16 protein-coding genes are annotated in these 16383 nt (G+C 64.1%); 9 read left to right on the top strand and 7 right to left on the bottom strand.

The genetic code is table 11. The annotated features are described in order from the left end of the window. Window positions 1–28: 28 nt before the first annotated feature. On the bottom strand, window positions 29–1072 hold the full coding sequence (gene mgrA / locus DM992_RS04450) for an L-glyceraldehyde 3-phosphate reductase (RefSeq protein ID WP_111015878.1): 1044 nt from the start codon (window positions 1070–1072) through the stop codon (window positions 29–31). Between the two features lie 185 nt (window positions 1073–1257). Here mgrA and DM992_RS04445 point away from each other — a divergent pair, with 185 nt between their 5' ends. Beyond that, window positions 1258–1464, top strand: a complete 207-nt coding sequence (locus tag DM992_RS04445; protein WP_034179318.1) for a DUF3185 family protein — start codon at window positions 1258–1260, stop codon at window positions 1462–1464. Between the two features lie 144 nt (window positions 1465–1608). Here the strand turns inward: DM992_RS04445 and DM992_RS04440 are convergent, their stop codons facing one another. Next, window positions 1609–2382 (bottom strand): phytanoyl-CoA dioxygenase family protein, encoded by a 774-nt coding sequence (locus DM992_RS04440; protein ID WP_111015877.1) that lies wholly within the window; start codon window positions 2380–2382, stop codon window positions 1609–1611. A gap of 353 nt (window positions 2383–2735) precedes the next feature. Here DM992_RS04440 and DM992_RS04435 point away from each other — a divergent pair, with 353 nt between their 5' ends. Next, complete coding sequence (locus DM992_RS04435) at window positions 2736–3077, top strand: hypothetical protein (protein ID WP_111015876.1); 342 nt, start codon at window positions 2736–2738, stop codon at window positions 3075–3077. 402 nt (window positions 3078–3479) lie between these two features. On the opposite strand, the gene DM992_RS04425 is transcribed toward DM992_RS04435, so the two are convergent. From DM992_RS04425 to metK, 5 genes are all read right to left on the bottom strand, one after another. Next, complete coding sequence (locus tag DM992_RS04425; RefSeq protein ID WP_162631588.1) at window positions 3480–4622, bottom strand: radical SAM protein; 1143 nt, start codon at window positions 4620–4622, stop codon at window positions 3480–3482. Between the two features lie 46 nt (window positions 4623–4668). Continuing rightward, window positions 4669–5904, bottom strand: coding sequence for an MFS transporter (locus DM992_RS04420; RefSeq protein WP_111015873.1), 1236 nt, complete (start codon window positions 5902–5904; stop codon window positions 4669–4671). Then, complete coding sequence (locus DM992_RS04415) at window positions 5901–6905, bottom strand: radical SAM protein (RefSeq protein WP_111015872.1); 1005 nt, start codon at window positions 6903–6905, stop codon at window positions 5901–5903. Before DM992_RS04415 ends, DM992_RS04420 begins: the two co-directional genes overlap by 4 nt. A gap of 70 nt (window positions 6906–6975) precedes the next feature. Continuing rightward, the gene (locus DM992_RS41490) at window positions 6976–7122 is read right to left on the bottom strand and encodes a hypothetical protein (protein ID WP_162631587.1); all 147 of its coding nucleotides are present in this window, start codon (window positions 7120–7122) and stop codon (window positions 6976–6978) included. Window positions 7123–7605: 483 nt separating this feature from the next. Beyond that, entirely contained in the window at window positions 7606–8793 is a 1188-nt protein-coding gene (gene metK, locus DM992_RS04410) for a methionine adenosyltransferase (protein ID WP_006482984.1), read from the bottom strand. 265 nt (window positions 8794–9058) lie between these two features. On the opposite strand from metK, the gene lpxL reads away from it, so the two are divergent. The 7 genes from lpxL (at window position 9059) to dksA (ending at window position 16259) form a co-directional block, all read left to right on the top strand. Beyond that, window positions 9059–9943 carry a lauroyl acyltransferase LpxL gene (gene lpxL, locus DM992_RS04405; RefSeq protein WP_111015871.1) on the top strand — a complete coding sequence of 295 codons (885 nt, stop codon included), beginning with the start codon at window positions 9059–9061 and terminating at the stop codon, window positions 9941–9943. Between the two features lie 266 nt (window positions 9944–10209). Beyond that, the gene (gene dapF / locus DM992_RS04400) at window positions 10210–11079 is read left to right on the top strand and encodes a diaminopimelate epimerase (RefSeq protein ID WP_111015870.1); all 870 of its coding nucleotides are present in this window, start codon (window positions 10210–10212) and stop codon (window positions 11077–11079) included. A 37-nt stretch (window positions 11080–11116) separates the two neighbouring features. Beyond that, window positions 11117–11842 (top strand): DUF484 family protein, encoded by a 726-nt coding sequence (locus tag DM992_RS04395; RefSeq protein ID WP_111015869.1) that lies wholly within the window; start codon window positions 11117–11119, stop codon window positions 11840–11842. Between the two features lie 11 nt (window positions 11843–11853). Further along, entirely contained in the window at window positions 11854–12774 is a 921-nt protein-coding gene (xerC, locus tag DM992_RS04390) for a tyrosine recombinase XerC (RefSeq protein WP_162631586.1), read from the top strand. A 76-nt stretch (window positions 12775–12850) separates the two neighbouring features. Further along, window positions 12851–14065, top strand: a complete 1215-nt coding sequence (locus tag DM992_RS04385; RefSeq protein ID WP_111017800.1) for a class I SAM-dependent rRNA methyltransferase — start codon at window positions 12851–12853, stop codon at window positions 14063–14065. Window positions 14066–14162: 97 nt separating this feature from the next. Further along, a complete protein-coding gene (locus tag DM992_RS04380) occupies window positions 14163–15335 on the top strand; it encodes a GTP-binding protein (RefSeq protein ID WP_204356109.1) in 1173 nt (390 codons plus the stop codon). 507 nt (window positions 15336–15842) lie between these two features. After that, window positions 15843–16259: an RNA polymerase-binding protein DksA gene (dksA, locus tag DM992_RS04370; RefSeq protein WP_006477498.1), complete on the top strand. Its 417-nt coding sequence runs from the start codon at window positions 15843–15845 to the stop codon at window positions 16257–16259. The last annotated feature ends 124 nt before the right edge of the window (window positions 16260–16383 follow it).

Genomic DNA, 16383 nt, shown 5'->3' with positions numbered 1-16383 from the left:
ATGTTTCGCATGCCGTATCGACTGCCGGTCAGATCGCCTGATCGGTGGACGGCTTTTCCCACAGATTGATGCCGCCTTCCGTCGCGTAACGATCGATCTCCGCGAGTTCCTCCGCCGAGAATTCGAGGTTCTTCAGCGCGCCGACGTTTTCACGCACCTGCTCGGCACGGCTCGCGCCGATCAGCGCGGACGTCACGCGGCCATTGCGCAGCACCCACGCAAGCGCCATCTGCGCGAGGCTCTGGCCGCGCCGTTCGGCGATCGCGTTGAGCTTGCGCACATGCTCGAGGTTATCCGCGCTCAGGTGATCCTGCTTCAGCGAGCCGCCGCCCGGCTTGTTCACGCGCGCATCGGCCGGCACGCCGTTCAGGTACTTCGACGTGAGCAGCCCCTGCGCGAGCGGCGTGAACGCGATGCTGCCCGCGCCGACGTCGTCGAGCGCGCCGAGCAGGTCGCTCTCGATCCAGCGGTTCAGCATGTTGTACGAAGGCTGATGGATCAGCAGCGGCACCTTGTACTGCGCGAGCAACTCGGCCATCTCGCGCGTCTTCGCCGCCGAATACGACGAAATGCCGATGTAGAGCGCCTTGCCCTGCTGCACGGCCGATGCAAGCGCGCCCGCCGTTTCCTCGAGCGGCGTATGCGCGTCGAAGCGGTGCGAATAGAAGATGTCGACGTAGTCGAGCCCCATCCGCTGCAGGCTCTGGTCGAGACTCGCGAGCACGTACTTGCGAGACCCGCCGCCGCTGCCGTACGGCCCCGGCCACATGTCCCAGCCGGCTTTCGTCGAGATCAGCAGTTCGTCGCGATACGGCCGGAAATCCTCGTTCAGCAGCCGGCCGAAGTTGGTTTCTGCGCTGCCGTACGGCGGCCCGTAGTTGTTCGCGAGATCGAAGTGGTTGATGCCGAGGTCGAACGCAGTGCGCAGAATCTCGCGCTGCGTCGAGATCGGCGTCGAGTCGCCGAAGTTGTGCCACAGGCCGAGCGACAGCGCGGGCAGTTTGAGCCCGGATTTGCCGCAGGTGCGGTATTGCATGTCCGCATAACGTTCGGAAGCTGCTTCGTAGGCCATGAGTATTTCCCGTCAGGACGTCGGAGGGAGGGGCGCGCGCCGGCCGCGCCCAGGGCGCGACGGCGGCGAAGGAAACGCACGACGGCTATGGTAACGAAGGCGGCGGATGCGCGCACGGCGATGGACGCGACCGCGGTCGTCGCCTACACTGCGGCGTCTCGAATCATCGTTTCAGCGAGGTTGGTATGTCCCGAGTCATCTCGGTTGCGCTGCTCGTCGGCGGCGTCGTGCTGCTGTATTTCGGCGGCCAGTCGTTCCATTCGATCAACGACAACATGTCGCGCCTCTTCACCGGCTCGCCCGCCACGAAGACGATCCTGCTGATCGTGGGCGGCGCCGTCGCATCGTTCGTCGGTCTGATCGGCCTCGCGATGCCGGGCGGCAAGCGCTGATCGCACAGCCGCGCGAACGGCCCGCGTCACCCGGATCGGGCGGAGCAAAACGAAACGGGCGGCCAGGCCGCCCGTTGCTTCATTCGCCCGCGATGCGCCGCATCGCGTGACCGTCGCGGCCTCGCCGCGCCGACCGATCCGCACCTAGAACTGCACTTCCGGCTTCGCCGCCGAGCGCGTGCCGGGCACCGGCCGGTTGCTCGCGCCGTGATACGTGTACACGAGCGAGAACTTCACCTGGTCGGAACGGTTCTGCCCGGCCGAATGCAGCGTATTGCTGTGGAAGAACACGACGTCGCCCGCCTGGAGCGACGGGCACGTGGCCGCGTCGATCATCTTCCGGTTCTCCGGCAGGTCGCTGCGGAAGAACTTCGCTTCGTCGAACGCTTCAGGCCCGAATTCGGCCGTATGCGAACCCGGCACGAGCCACAGCGCGCCGTTCTCGTTCGTTTCCGGCCCCAGCGCGAGCCATACCGACACCATGTCCGAACGCTCGAACGCCCAGTAGCGGAAGTCGCGATGCCAGCCCGTCAGGCTGCCGTACGCGGGATGCTTCGTCATCATGCAGTTGTGATGCGCGCGCGACAGCACGGGCTCTTCGCCGAAATACTCGCGCATCCACGCGCCGATTTCGGGTGCGACCGCGCGCTCGGCAAATGCCGGATCGCGCGAGTACGCATCGAGCAGCCGCCGCACCGTGTGCCCGCCCGGCGCATGCTTCGACTCGGGTGCGCCCGGGTAGCGCAGGTCCGCCTCGAATTCGATCGGCTCGGCAGCCTCCTGCAACTGCCGCTCTGCAATCCGTTTGAGCGCCGCGCATTGCTGCTCGCCGACGAGGCCACGCGCGACGACGAACCCGCGTTCGCGCAATTCCGCGACTTGCGCGCGGATCGATTCCGACTGCAATGGAGACGACATGGGATGCCAGACGTTTATTGTGTGAATGTGACGATTGTAAATCGGCGCCGGATGCCGCGAACAGCGCCATTGTCGTACGCAGGGGCATGCCAATCGCCGATTTGATCTGGCGCAAGGGAACTGTGCGGCGCGGCGTTGGCCTCACCGACAGGCGGTATGCGGCACACGCCTTGTGGCACAAGGGTTTATCGCGACTTTTGCCCGTCATGAATCCCCTGTAGCCTGTCGCGGCCTGTCAATTCTGGCGGGCGCGGCGCGCAGCGGCTTTCGGTAAGATCCGTTGCGCAATCCGAGGCCGTTCATACCAGTGCGCTCTTCAAGGGCGCCATCCATACAAGCGAAGCATCGTTCACATGCCATTCCGTCTGACTTCCCGTCTCAACCGCGCTGCAAAGCGCGTCGTGCCGTCCGCTCCTGCCCGCCCGCTGCGCCATCACCGCGCACGCACGCAGGCGCTGGCCGAGCGCGCGCCCGCGCACGGCCGGCTCGACGGCATCCGCGCGTGGTTCCACGCGTTTTTCTCGATGATGAGCGCGCAGACGTTCGCACGCCGTGCCGGCCTGCGCTCGCTGCTGCAGAAGCCGTCGTCGCTGCGCGCGCTCGCGCTGCGCCGCGCGCTCGGCCCGCAACGCCGCGTCAACCGGCCGCGCCGCCTCGCGGCCAGCAATGGCTGGTTCGGGTTCGGTGCGCGCTAACCCCTTCAAACAGCGCGCAGACAGCGATCGTCCGCCACGATGCGCCAAGGCCGAAACGCCCGTTTCCCACCTTGGCGCCTCAATCACTGCCTGCCACCCCACCGCCTCATTGTGTGCCTGGAACGGTCGGCCCCGAATTCAAAGTCGATTCCATGCCTGATGCATTTGTCCCAGAACACGTTCGTCGATTCCGGGGGCATTTCGAGGTCATCGCATAACATCACGAAACGCTCTCGCGAAAACTGCCCCATAGCCAGTGCCTCGATGATCGCGTACCCATTCGGGTTGAACTTGAATACAAAAAATCGCGACGCATCAAAAAAGCTGCGATCCGCCTTCCGCTCGACCAAGCACCGATTGATTTCGTACATCCGAGCCTCCCTATCTATCCCCAATAGTTGATCAAATCCCGAGCGAGTTGCCGATCGACGAGTCGATACAACGCGGCCTCGGAGTGTTCGGCCACCGCGCCACATACTCGGCCAGCGAGTCCGTTGAGATGTGGTCCCGCAACGCGTTCAGCACCCACCGGTTGACCCGGCGCTCCACTTCCTCCGAAGCGTGACCCCTCGGATCGGCCGCAAGCGTGCGAGTCGCAACGTGACCGATCTCATGCAGCGTCGTGAAAAAGCGCAGCGCGCCTTTCAGCCGTTCGCTGATGACGATGTGACGCTGCCCGTCATGCTCGTAAATCAACGCATTCGATGCGATGCAACGATCCGTTCCGGTCGTGCTTGCTATTTCGTATTGCACCGCCGCATCGTGGACGAAGCGCTCAAAGAACGCTGCCTGTTTGGCTTGAACGAATGCGCAATACTGCTCGGCCAGCGAGCCCTCCGATAGCGACCCGATTCGCTCGCCCCATTCGCCCGCGGTAAGTTCTCCGTCCGCGCCAATGACAAGCGGGGGCAGACGCTTCGTCAGCCTGATCTCCCGGCCAGTCCAGACGTCATGAGTAGGACAGGCAATCCAGTCACTCTGCGCATGGCGGGACATGAAACCGGACGCGATTCGCAAGACTTGCTGCTTCATGTCCGACGCAAGCGCCTTGAACACGGCGTTATTTCCCGACGTTTCGTAGAACGTCAGCTTGACGCGTGCGATGCCGAGCCGCGCAGCCCATTCAAACAGCGCCTCCGCTTCGAGCCAGTTGCGCTGATGCAGACACAGGGCGAGATTGACCTTGAGGCCAGCCGAACGCAGCCGAGCAACCGCGCCGGCAACTTCGACAAAATTTCCCGTGCCGCGGATAGCGTCGTTCGTTTGCGCCACGGCCCCATCGAGGCTGACCTGGACGCTCGGAATGCCGTGCCTGCAAAGCGTCTCGACATGCTCCGTTGTGACGCCGGTGCCGGTCAGGCCGATCAGCGGCAACATGCCAAGACTTCGCGCACGCCCGACGATCAGGTCGAATCCCGGATGGAGGAGCGGCTCTCCACCCGACAGTACGAGCATGTACACGCGATGCTCGTACGCCTCGTCGATGACCGACAGACACTGCTCGAGCGGCAACTCATAGCGGCCGATCTTGCCGTTTTCGACCAAGAAGCAATGCCGGCAGCGTGACTGACAGCGATACGTGATGTAAAGGCTAATCACTTGAGGAAGAAACAGGGGAGATACGTGCGGCATCGGCATCAACTCGAAAAAGTGAAATCGCCCCGACCAGGATTGCGGCACACGCACTGAGTGCGATGAACGCACCCGCGAATCCCATTCGCTCGGCCGCTACCCCGCTTACCCACACGAAAAGCGCGGTACACACGGCACGCACGAGGGATGCTGCCGACAAAATCGTGGTCCGATTGACCGCGCCGGCCGGCAAGCAACGGTTGATCAGATAGGTGGTATAGGACGGGTACATACCCCGGACAATTTGATGGCACGCAATCGCAAGCAGTACCCAGCCCGGCGAAGCCAGGGCGTCCGGAACGGCCACCAGGAACGCCGCCGCCGCGAACATGAGAATCACGGCAGTTAATGGAGCCCGCGAAAGCAATGTGGATTTCCGTATGTGGCTAAACGCATACGCCGTCACCGCCGAGAACGCATACATCGCAGCGAAAATCCATCCGATCTTCTCGACATCCGCGCCGCCGGCCTGCAGCAGCGGCTGATAGAAATTGAAGCCTGCACGCAGGCAAGCAAATGTAACTGCCGCAATCAAGATGACGATGAGCAGCGGACGGCGTGAAATACAGACGGCAGCGCCATCTCTCGCAATGTCGACAATCCCCGGTCGCCGGGACGGATGTTCGCGCATCGGCTCGCGAAGCCACACCACGAAGGCCAAGGTCAACATGAGCAGGATGCCCATGTCGACATACATCGGCAGCGCGAGCGATCGCGACGCAAACCATCCACCCATCACCGAAGCCGCACCGCCACATAACAGCGACAAACTTGTGGCTCGGGCATTGACAGTATGGAAGTCAGCATCTCGGCCTCTGGCCGCAAACGCGTCGAACATCATGGATTGAAACGCTCCGTTCGACAGCGCACCGCCACATGCAAACAGAAACGCAATCACCCAGGGCGACAACCCGCGGCCATACTGGATCAGGCAAAACATGGCGGCGAGGTACACGACGTTGCCGGCCACCAATGCGCGCTTTCTCCCGTATCGATCGGCAAAGGCCCCTGTCGGAATCTCCAGCGCCCACAGGAACACAAAAATCAACGATATGACAGAGCCATATTCGGCGAATGTGAAGCCAGCGTAGGACGTATAGAAAAGTACGAGGACCGGTGCGGAAAACGCCTCGAGCGCCAAGCACCCCTGCAAGTAGCAAAGGTGGCGCCAACGTGTCAATTCGTCGCACGTCATGCGTCTTCCACTGTAAAGAGATCGCGCGAATATGCATTGAACGCGACGTGACACCCGTGCTGATGCACGCCATCGAACGATCGGATCGTACGCGTACGCTCGCCTTGACCTTGCCCGCGCCACCGCCGGAACAACGGATCATGTCTCCACAGTGCATCAAGTTCGGCTGGCGACTGTATGGCTCGGTCGGTTCTGTCCTCTTCGACAAGCATGTCGCACGCCGATACGGTCAGATCGCTGTTGATGATCATCGAGGTCGTACCTGCGCCGCACCCGAAAGTGGCATCTGCGGATGACCGGTACGGTGATATGTGTATTCGCTTGACGAACGCACCGCCCTCGATCTCGAGACCCGGAAATCGGGATGCATGATGAACGATCGAGTCCGCAATGAGCTTGCACACGGCCGGAGTCAAAAAATGATCACGTCCTAACAGCCGTCCGGTTCCGATCGGGATGAATGCGTTGAATTTGATCCCCGCGACGCCCAAGTCGGCAGCAAGCTCGAACATGTGTTCAAGCCGCTGATGATTCGATCCGCTCAACGTAAACGCCACGCTGACATGGGCACCGGCATCGACCAGCGCCCGGATTCCCGTCACCGTCTGCGCAAACGTATTGGCGCCGCGTATCGCATCGTTTTCAGCCGGAACAGGGCTCTCAAGACTGACCTGATATTGGTGCGCCCCCGCATCGACCAGCTCGCGCGCCTTGTCAGCATCGATCAGCGTCGCATTAGTCGCGATTTTCGTCCGGATGCCGTATGCGCTGATTCTCTTGACGATCTCGGCCAAGTCACTCCGCACGACTGGCTCGCCGCCTATCAGAACGATCCCAAAAACGCCGCGCCCTCCGAGATAATCAACAATCGGAATAATTTCCGACAACAACGGTGATTTCGTGTAATCAGTCAAATAGCAATGCGTACAACGCAAGTTGCATCGTTGCGTGATGTACCATTTCACGAACAACGGAAAATCCATTGCCTCGATTTTTTTCATGTCATCCTCCTCCGTGGCAGGCGAGAGTCGGTGTGCCCCGCCTCCCGCCCGCGCCAGTACTTTGCTCGTATTAGCCCAGTACGCTGGAGCTGCTCAGACAGCCTTCGACATTGATTGCAGTGAAATCCGCAGGCTCTTGCCGCACGGCGACCTCAAGATCGCCCTCGCTGATCTGCACTTCCGCATTGATTTGATTCTTCAATTGATTCGCTTCCATTTCTTTCTCCATAAATAAAAAACTAAGTTTTCAGGCAAGACGAAAATCAATTTCGCCCCGCCACACAAAACTTACTTCCTCATTACAAATCGGTCAACGTGAACGAATATCAACATTTGTAACTAATCAGAGATAGATTATCGAATTCAACCAAATTCAGTATGAATACGAAATAAAAAATCGAATCCCTGAATAATCGTTTTCATAGAAAATAGAATTGAACCTAATCCGAGAGATTCATCGGACGTCATGCACGCGCGCGAGACGGCTGATCCGAAATGAAAATCATATGCCCGGGGTGGGCGGGGACAGGCGGGAGGGACAGGAGCCAGCGTGTCAAAGCACGTCGAGAGCCCCATTCGAGAAAAGAAAATGCCCCCGCAAGTCGGTGACTTGCGGGGGCATCGTTGGGTCGCAGCAGCTACCGGTTACACCACGGCAGAACGGACAACAGCGCCGGGATGCTTTCCCGGCGAACGACGCTTACGCGACGCGTGCCGTCGGCTCCACGCCGGCCGCTTCGGCCAGTGCGAGCGCCTTGTCGGTCGCTTCCCACGAGAATTCCGGCTCTTCGCGGCCGAAGTGGCCGTAAGCAGCGGTCTTCTCGTAGATCGGGCGCAGCAGGTCGAGCATCTTGATGATGCCCTTCGGACGCAGGTCGAAGTGCTCGCGCACGAGCTTCGTGATCACCGCATCCGACACGCGGCCCGTGCCGAACGTGTTGACCATCACCGAGGTCGGCTCGGCAACGCCGATCGCGTACGACACCTGGATCAGCGCGCGCGACGCGAGGCCGGCGGCGACGATGTTCTTCGCGACGTAGCGGCCTGCATACGCAGCCGAACGGTCGACCTTCGACGGATCCTTGCCCGAGAACGCGCCGCCGCCGTGCGGTGCGGCACCGCCGTACGTATCGACGATGATCTTGCGGCCCGTCAGGCCGCAGTCGCCCTGCGGGCCACCGATCACGAACCGGCCGGTCGGGTTCACGAGGAACTTGATGTCGCCCTTGATCAGGTCGGCCGGCAGTGTCGGCTTGATGATTTCCTCGATCACGGCTTCGCGCAGCGCGGGCAGCTCGATGTCCGGTGCGTGCTGCGTCGACAGCACGACGGTGTCGATCGAATCGGGCTTGCCGTCGACGTAGCGGACCGTCACCTGCGACTTCGCGTCCGGGCGCAGCCACTGCAGGCGGCCGTCGCGGCGCAGGCTGGCCTGGCGCTCGACGAGACGGTGCGACAGGTAGATCGGCAGCGGCATCAGTTCCGGCGTTTCGTCGCATGCATAACCGAACATCAGACCCTGGTCGCCCGCGCCCTGGTCGAGGTTGTCGTCGTGTGCACGATCGACGCCCTGGGCGATGTCCGGAGACTGCTTGTCGTACGCGACGAGCACCGCGCAACCCTTGTAGTCGATGCCGTAGTCGGTGTTGTCGTAGCCGATGCGCTTGATCGTGTCGCGCGCGATCTGGATGTAGTCGATGTTGGCCGTCGTGGTGATTTCACCGGCCAGCACGACGAGACCCGTGTTGCACAGCGTTTCCGCCGCAACGCGCGAATATTTGTCCTGCTCGAGGATGGCGTCGAGAATCGCGTCCGAGATTTGGTCCGCGACTTTGTCCGGATGGCCTTCGGAGACGGATTCGGACGTGAAGAGATAATCGTTTGCCACTTTTTCAGGCTCCTGTGTGGTTACGGTTGGTTTCACGTAGCCAGCTTCGGTGGGCCTGAAGCGGCGACGCTTTAGCGGATTACCAGAACCGGGCAGCGCGCTTCGCGCCAGCCGGCTTCGCCCCGCAAGTTGTCAGTTAACTCGGCGAAGCCCGTATTATAGCGGCTTTCCTGAATTGTCACAGAGCGCTGCCCGTGCTGTTTCTTCCGCCGTCTTACCACCCTGCTCGCAACGCGCCGGCCATCCGGCCCCACGGAGGTGCCGCATGCTAGGCCGCCTCGGCACGCATCTCGCCATCGGCTTCCTGAAGCTGCTCGCCCTGTTGCCGTACGGCCTGACCGCGCGGCTCGGCGACGGTCTCGGCTGGCTGCTGTACCAGATCCCCAGCCGGCGAAAGCGCATCGTACACACCAACCTGAAACTCTGCTTCCCGGACTGGAGCGACGAACGGCGCGAGGAAGTGGCCGGCCTGCATTTCCGCCATGCGATCCGCAGCTACGTCGAGCGCAGCGTGCAGTGGTTCGGCTCCGCGAAGAAGCTCGAGAAGCTGATCCAGATCGACAGCGCGGTCGACCTCACCGATCCCGACCTGCCGCCGACGCTGTTCCTCGGCCTGCACTTCGTCGGCATCGAAGCCGGTTCGATCTGGCTCAACCGGTCGCTGCAGCGCCGCTGCGGATCGCTCTACCAGCCGTTCTCGAACGCGGTGCTCGAGGAAGAAGCGAAGAAGGCGCGCGGGCGCTTCGACGCCGAGATGGTCGGCCGCGCGGACAGCGCGCGCGTCGTGCTGCGCTGGCTGCGCGACCGCAAGCCCGTGATGCTCGGCGCCGACATGGACTACGGGCTGCGCAACTCGACGTTCGTTCCGTTCTTCGGCGTGCCGGCCTGCACGCTGACGGCCGTCGGCCGGCTCGCGAAGACGGGCCGCGCGCAGGTCGTGCCGTTCATCGGCGAGGTGCTGCCGAACTACAAGGGTTACCGGCTGAAGGTATTCAAGCCGTGGGATCGATACCCGACCGGCGACGACGATCTCGACGCGCGGCGGATGAACGAATTCCTCGAGGAACAGATCCCGCTGATGCCCGAGCAGTACTACTGGGTCCACAAGCGCTTCAAGACGCGCCCGCCCGGCGAACCGAGCCTGTACTGACCCTGCCGGGCGAAACCCGCGGGCGCGCCGTCATGCGCGCGCCTGCGCCCTCGCCACCTTCGGCACGCCTTTCGCGCGTGCCTGCCGGATACCGCCCCCTTTCCGCCTGCGCAACAGACTCACCGCCTCCGTCCGCGCGGGACGCCCCTGTCGGCTGCATGTATCATTTACGGCTGAGATCAGCACGACGAACGAGGCCGCCCGGCATGGCCACCGGCCGTTCGCGTCGGGCTGGCCGCCTTGTTCGTCATGGAATCCCGGACCCAGTGAAACTCTCGTTCACCAAGATGCACGGCGCGGGCAACGACTTCGTCGTGCTCGACGGCTATTCGCGCGCGTTGCCGCCGCTCACCGAAGCGCAGGTGCGCGCGCTCGCCAACCGGCACTTCGGCATCGGCGCCGATCAGTTGCTGCTCGTCGAAAAACCGACCGTCGACGGCGCGGATTTCAAGTACCGGATCTTCAATTGCGACGGCGGCGAAGTCGAACACTGCGGCAACGGCGCGCGCTGCTTCGTGAAATTCGTCAGCGACCGCGGCCTGACCGACCAGCGCAGCGTGCGCGTTCAGGTCATGAAGGGCCTGATTACGCTGACGCTGCAGGACAACGGCGAAGTCGTCGTCGACATGGGTGCGCCCGTGTTCGCGCCGGCGCAGGTGCCGTTCGACGCGTCGGGCCTCGACGGCCGCACCGAAGGCCGCGACACGCTGTGGCCGCTCGACGTCGGCGGCGCGACGCGCTGGATCTCGACCGTATCGATGGGCAATCCGCATGCGGTGCAGGTCGTCGACGATGCCGAAGCGTATCCCGTGCTGGAAGAAGGCCCGCTGATCGAGCACCACGCGCGCTTCCCGCAGCGCGTGAACGCCGGCTTCATGCAGATCGTGTCGCGCAATGAAGTGAAGCTGCGCGTGTACGAGCGCGGCGCGGGCGAGACGCTCGCGTGCGGCACGGGGGCGTGCGCGGCGGTCGCGGCCGGCATCCGGCGCGGCCTGCTCGATTCGCCGGTGACCGTGCACACGCACGGCGGCACGCTGACGATCGGCTGGGACGGCGCGCGCGACGAAACCGCCGCGCTGATGATGGCCGGGCCCGCCACGACCGTGTTCGAAGGCGAAATCGACCTGAACGCCTGACCCTGCAACGCCCTTGATAACTGAACGCGCCAGCCACATGAACGATCGCGAAGTCGCCGACTACCTGCTCGCCAACCCCGAATTCTTCGCGCAGCATGCCGAACTGCTCGCGACGATCCGTCTCGCGAACCCGCACGGCAAGGCCGCGATCTCGCTGCAGGAGCGGCAGATGGAGATGCTCCGCGACAAGAACAAGCATCTCGAGCGCCGTCTCGCCGAGCTTGTGCGGTACGGCCACGAGAACGACAGCCTGTCCGCGAAGTTCAGCCGCTGGACCGCGCGCGTGATCGCGGAACGCGATCCGTACGCGCTGCCGCGCACGATCGCCGGCGGCATCGCCGACGTGTTCGACGTGCCGCAAACCGCGCTGCGTGTGTGGGACGTCGCCGACACCTACGCGCAGGCCGACTTCGCGCGCCAGGTCGGCGAGGAAGTGCGCCTGTTCACGAACGGCCTGTCGACGCCGTACTGCGGCGCGAACACGGGCTTCGAGGCCGCGCAGTGGCTCGCGCCCGCGGTAGCCGCCTCGGCCGCGAATGCGGCGGAAGGCGCTGAAGCCGCGCCGGCCGGCGACGGCTCGGCCGCATCGGTCGCACTGCTCGCGCTGCGCGCACCGCTCGCCGGCACCGACGCGCCCGCGTTCGGCCTGCTGGTGCTGGGCTCGCCCGATCCGCGCCGCTTCCACGACGGGATGGCCACCGACTTCCTCGCGCGGATCGCGACGCTCGCGAGCGCAGCGCTCACGCGCCTGCTGCCGCACTGACCGCGCACACGATGACAGACGATCCGGTCGCCGCCTACCTGTCGAACCTGAAGCACGTCAGGCAGCTGTCGGAACATACGCTGCGCGCGTACACGCACGAACTCGACGAACTGAAGAAGCTCGCGGCCGGCCGCCCGCTCGAAGCGCTGACCGCCGCCGACATGCGCGGCGCGGTCGCGCGCGCGCATGCGGGCGGGCTGTCCGCGCGGTCGATCTCGCACCGCCTTTCGGCATGGCGCGCGTTCTACCGCTGGCTCGCGCAGCGCATCGAGATGCCCGCGAACCCGGTTGCCGCGGTGCGCGCGCCGAAGCGGCCGAAAACGCTGCCGAAGGCGCTGTCGGTCGACGACGCGTCGGCGCTGATGGACGCGCCGCTCGCCGGCACGACCGAGAGCATCCGCGATCATGCGATCCTCGAGCTGTTCTATTCGTCGGGGCTGCGCCTGGCCGAGCTGATCGGGCTCGACGTCATGTACACGCAGGCCGACGGCTACCGCTCGGCCGGCTGGCTCGATCTCGCCGAAGCCGAAGTCACCGTGCGCGGCAAGGGCAACAAGGAGCGCAAGGTGCCGGTCGGCCGCAAGGCGATCGATGCGCTGAATGCGTGGCTCGCGGTGCGCGGCGAGTTCGTGAAGCACGACCCGCATCCGCTGTTCGTGTCCGTGCGCGGCAACCGGATGTCGCCCGGCGTCGTGCGCGAGCGCGTGAAGCGCGCGGCGCTCGCCGCGGGCATTCCCGCCAACGTCCACCCGCACGTGCTGCGCCACTCGTTCGCGACGCACGTGCTGCAGTCGAGCGGCGACCTGCGCGCGGTGCAGGAACTGCTCGGCCACGCGAGCGTCTCCGCGACGCAGGTCTATACGTCGCTCGACTTCCAGCATCTCGCGAAGATTTACGACAGCGCGCATCCGCGCGCGAAGAAGCGCGACTGACGCGCGTCCCGTGTTACCCGCCGCGCGCGGCGACCGGCAACGGTCGGCGTCGGGCGCGGCCCATTTCGATCCCATCATGCAAACCGTCACACTCAAGCCGTCCAAGGAAAAATCGCTGCTGCGTCGCCACCCCTGGATCTACGCCAATGCGATCGACCGCGTCGACGGCAAGCCCGCGCCCGGCGCAACCGTGATCGTGCGCACGCACGACGGCCGCTTCCTCGCGCGCGGCGCGTACAGCCCGCAGTCGCAGATCCGCGTGCGCGTGTGGAGCTTCGACGAGAACGAGCCGATCGACCATGCGTTCTTCAAGCGCCGCGTGCAGCGCGCGGTCGCGCACCGCACGACGATGGTGTCCGGCACGGGCGCGGTGCGGCTCGTGTTCGGCGAGGCCGACGGGCTGCCGGGGCTGATCGTCGACTACTACGTCGCGGACACCGCGGAAGCCGGCGCCGCGCCGCGCGGCCAGCTCGTCTGCCAGTTCATGGCCGCGGGTGTCGAAGCGTGGAAGGACGCGATCGTCGCGGCGCTCAGCGGCGCGACGGGCTGTCCGAACGTGTACGAGCGCTCGGACGTGTCGATCCGCGACAAGGAAGGGCTCGAACAGACGACCGGCGTGCTGGCCGGCGATGCGCCGCCCGCGACGCTGATCGCGAACGAAAACGGCGTGCGCTATCACGTCGACGTGCCGAACGGCCACAAGACGGGCTTCTACGTCGACCAGCGCGACAACCGCGCGCTCGTCGCGCAGTACGCGGCCGACCGCGACGTGCTGAACTGCTTCTGCTATACGGGCGGCTTTTCGCTCGCGGCGCTCAAGGGCGGCGCGAAACGCGTCGTGTCGATCGACTCGTCGGGCGATGCGCTCGCGCTCGCGCAGCAGAACGTCGTCGCCAACGGCTTCGACGCCGAACGCGCGACCTGGCTGGACGCGGATGCATTCAAGACGCTGCGCCGCCTCGTCGACGAAGGCGAGCGTTTCGACCTGATCGTGCTCGATCCGCCGAAGTTCGCGCCGACCCGCGACAGCGTCGATCGCGCGGCGCGCGCATACAAGGACATCAACCTGAGCGGCTTCAAGCTGCTGCGCCCCGGCGGCCTGCTGTTCACGTACTCGTGCTCGGGCGCGATCGACATGGACCTGTTCCAGAAGATCGTCGCGGGCGCGGCAGCCGACGCGAAGGTCGACGCGCGCATCCTGAAGCGGCTCGGCGCGGGCGTCGATCACCCGCTGCTCGCCGCGTTCCCGGAAGGCGAATATCTGAAGGGCCTGCTGTTGCAAATCGTCTGATCGCCCCGATCTTGGCGGACACCCTGGTCCGCCAGCCCCGCCTGGCGGGCCAGCGCTTTCGCCTGTCGTCCGGACGACGGGCGGGGGCTTGACAGGTATGTTTCAATGGATGGTTGTGCGCCCCGGCTCGCAGCGCGAGGGCGCGACGCACATCCTGGTTTTGACCCCGATTCACGAACCACAGGCGACCGACATGGCCACTCCCGTCACCATCCTTACCGGCTTTCTCGGCAGCGGCAAGACGACGCTGCTCAAGCGCATCCTGAACGAACAGCACGGCATGAAGATCGCCGTGATCGAGAACGAGTTCGGCGAAGAGAACATCGACAACGAAATCCTCGTGCAGGATTCGAACGAGCAGATCATCCAGATGAGCAACGGCTGCATCTGCTGCACGATCCGCGGCGACCTCGCGCGCGCGCTCGGCGATCTGGCCGCGAAGAAGCGCGAAGGCAAGCTCGACTTCGACCGCATCGTGATCGAGACGACCGGCCTCGCGAACCCGGGCCCCGTCGCGCAAACCTTCTTCATCGACAGCGAAATCGCCGACGATTTCCTGCTCGACGCGGTCATCACGCTCGTCGACGCGAAGCACGCGGACGCGCAGCTCGACGAACACGAAGTCGTGCAGCGCCAGGTCGGTTTCGCCGACCGCCTGTTCATCACGAAGTCGGACCTCGTCGACGACCAGACCGTCGCCGATCTCAAGCACCGCCTGATGCACATGAACCCGAGGGCCGCGATCAAGGTCGTGAATTTCGGCGAAGCCGACATCAAGGAAATCTTCGACCTGCGCGGCTTCAACCTGAACGCGAAGCTCGAGATCGACCCCGACTTCCTCGCCGAGGACGATCACGCGCACCATCACCACGATCACGGCCATGATCACGATCACGCCGATTGCGATCACGATCACGGTCAATGCGCGCACGATCACGACCACGGCCACCATCACCACCACGCGCACCATGACGACAAGATCAAGTCGTTCGTGTACCGCAACGACCGCCCGTTCGACCCGAACAAGCTCGAAGACTTCCTCGGCGGCATCCTGCAGATCTACGGCGAGCGGATGCTGCGCTACAAGGGCGTGCTGTTCATGAAGGGCGTCGACCGCAAGGTCGTGTTCCAGGGCGTGCACCAGATGATGGGCAGCGACCTCGCCGCGAAGTGGCTGCCGGCCGAGAAGAAGACCAACAAGATGGTCTTCATCGGCGTCGACCTGCCGCAGGACCTGATCACCGACGGCCTCGACGCCTGCCTCGCCTGACGCGCGCGGACGCCGCATTTGCGGCCTTTTTTGCCCCTTTGCGCCCCGCCCGCGCCGCCGCTTTCGCGGCGGCCCCGGCGGCGGCGTGCGGGCAGGGTTTCGCCGTCATCGCTTTTTCGCGATTTGCGCGTTATATTTTCAAGATATTGGCGCAGCCGACGGGGATCGACCCGATACGGCGCCCGCTTGCGATTCAGTTACAATACGTGCCCGCTGGAGTACGGCAACAAACAGGCCCGGTTCTTGCTGAACCAGTTTTCCGGGCATCGCAACCGCGCCGGATCGCCAATCCGCCACCCGGCCGCGGCCGATGCGATCTGCCGCGCAGCACACCGGTTCGCCGCGCGCGCAAATCCGCGCCAGGCCTATCCTGGTATTTGAGAACCGGTTTTCCAGAGGCTTTCGGCCCCGCGGCGGCAAATCGCAAATGAATGCAAACGCGGTTGCGGGTAATCCCAAAGTGCAGGCAATATCTGTCGATTTGCCGCACATTGAAGAAGCAAGCAGATGACGAAGAAACTCTTGACCGAAGCCGAAATCCTGAAGATGAGCGACAAGGATTACATGAATGAGGATCAGCTCGCCTTCTTCAAAAATCGGCTCGAACAGTTGCAGGCGGACATCCTCAAGAATGCAGGCCAGACGACCGAGAACCTGCGCGAGACGGTGATCGTGCCCGATCCCGCCGATCGCGCGACGATCGAGGAAGAGCACGCGCTCGAGCTGCGCACGCGCGATCGCGAACGCAAGCTCCTCAAGAAGGTTCAGCAGTCGCTCGCCCGCATCGATTCCGGCGATTACGGCTGGTGCGAGGAAACCGGCGAGCCGATCGGCATTCCGCGCCTGCTCGCGCGTCCGACGGCCACGCTGTCGCTCGAGGCGCAAGAGCGCCGCGAGTTGCGCCAGAAGCTGTTCGGCGACTGATCGAGCGGCGTTCCGCTCCGACACGCTGCTTCCCGAAAGCGCGCGGCCTGCCGCGCGCTTTTTGTTTTTCCGGCACCGGTTCCCGGCCGGCCGATTTGCCTCCCGCCTCTTGATATCCCCGCGC

The organism is Burkholderia sp. JP2-270 (assembly GCF_003233675.1).
Taxonomy (GTDB): domain Bacteria; phylum Pseudomonadota; class Gammaproteobacteria; order Burkholderiales; family Burkholderiaceae; genus Burkholderia; species Burkholderia pyrrocinia_C.
This window is presented reverse-complemented; position numbering and strand designations above follow the sequence as displayed.

Coding starts and splice junctions, on each gene's coding strand:
- mgrA (WP_111015878.1), bottom strand. CDS start 1,072: ATGGCCTACGAAGCAGCTTCCGAACGTTATGCGGACATGCAATACCGC.
- DM992_RS04445 (WP_034179318.1), top strand. CDS start 1,258: ATGTCCCGAGTCATCTCGGTTGCGCTGCTCGTCGGCGGCGTCGTGCTG.
- DM992_RS04440 (WP_111015877.1), bottom strand. CDS start 2,382: ATGTCGTCTCCATTGCAGTCGGAATCGATCCGCGCGCAAGTCGCGGAA.
- DM992_RS04435 (WP_111015876.1), top strand. CDS start 2,736: ATGCCATTCCGTCTGACTTCCCGTCTCAACCGCGCTGCAAAGCGCGTC.
- DM992_RS04420 (WP_111015873.1), bottom strand. CDS start 5,904: ATGACGTGCGACGAATTGACACGTTGGCGCCACCTTTGCTACTTGCAG.
- DM992_RS04415 (WP_111015872.1), bottom strand. CDS start 6,905: ATGAAAAAAATCGAGGCAATGGATTTTCCGTTGTTCGTGAAATGGTAC.
- DM992_RS41490 (WP_162631587.1), bottom strand. CDS start 7,122: ATGGAAGCGAATCAATTGAAGAATCAAATCAATGCGGAAGTGCAGATC.
- lpxL (WP_111015871.1), top strand. CDS start 9,059: ATGCTAGGCCGCCTCGGCACGCATCTCGCCATCGGCTTCCTGAAGCTG.
- DM992_RS04395 (WP_111015869.1), top strand. CDS start 11,117: ATGAACGATCGCGAAGTCGCCGACTACCTGCTCGCCAACCCCGAATTC.
- xerC (WP_162631586.1), top strand. CDS start 11,854: ATGACAGACGATCCGGTCGCCGCCTACCTGTCGAACCTGAAGCACGTC.
- DM992_RS04385 (WP_111017800.1), top strand. CDS start 12,851: ATGCAAACCGTCACACTCAAGCCGTCCAAGGAAAAATCGCTGCTGCGT.
- DM992_RS04380 (WP_204356109.1), top strand. CDS start 14,163: ATGTTTCAATGGATGGTTGTGCGCCCCGGCTCGCAGCGCGAGGGCGCG.
- dksA (WP_006477498.1), top strand. CDS start 15,843: ATGACGAAGAAACTCTTGACCGAAGCCGAAATCCTGAAGATGAGCGAC.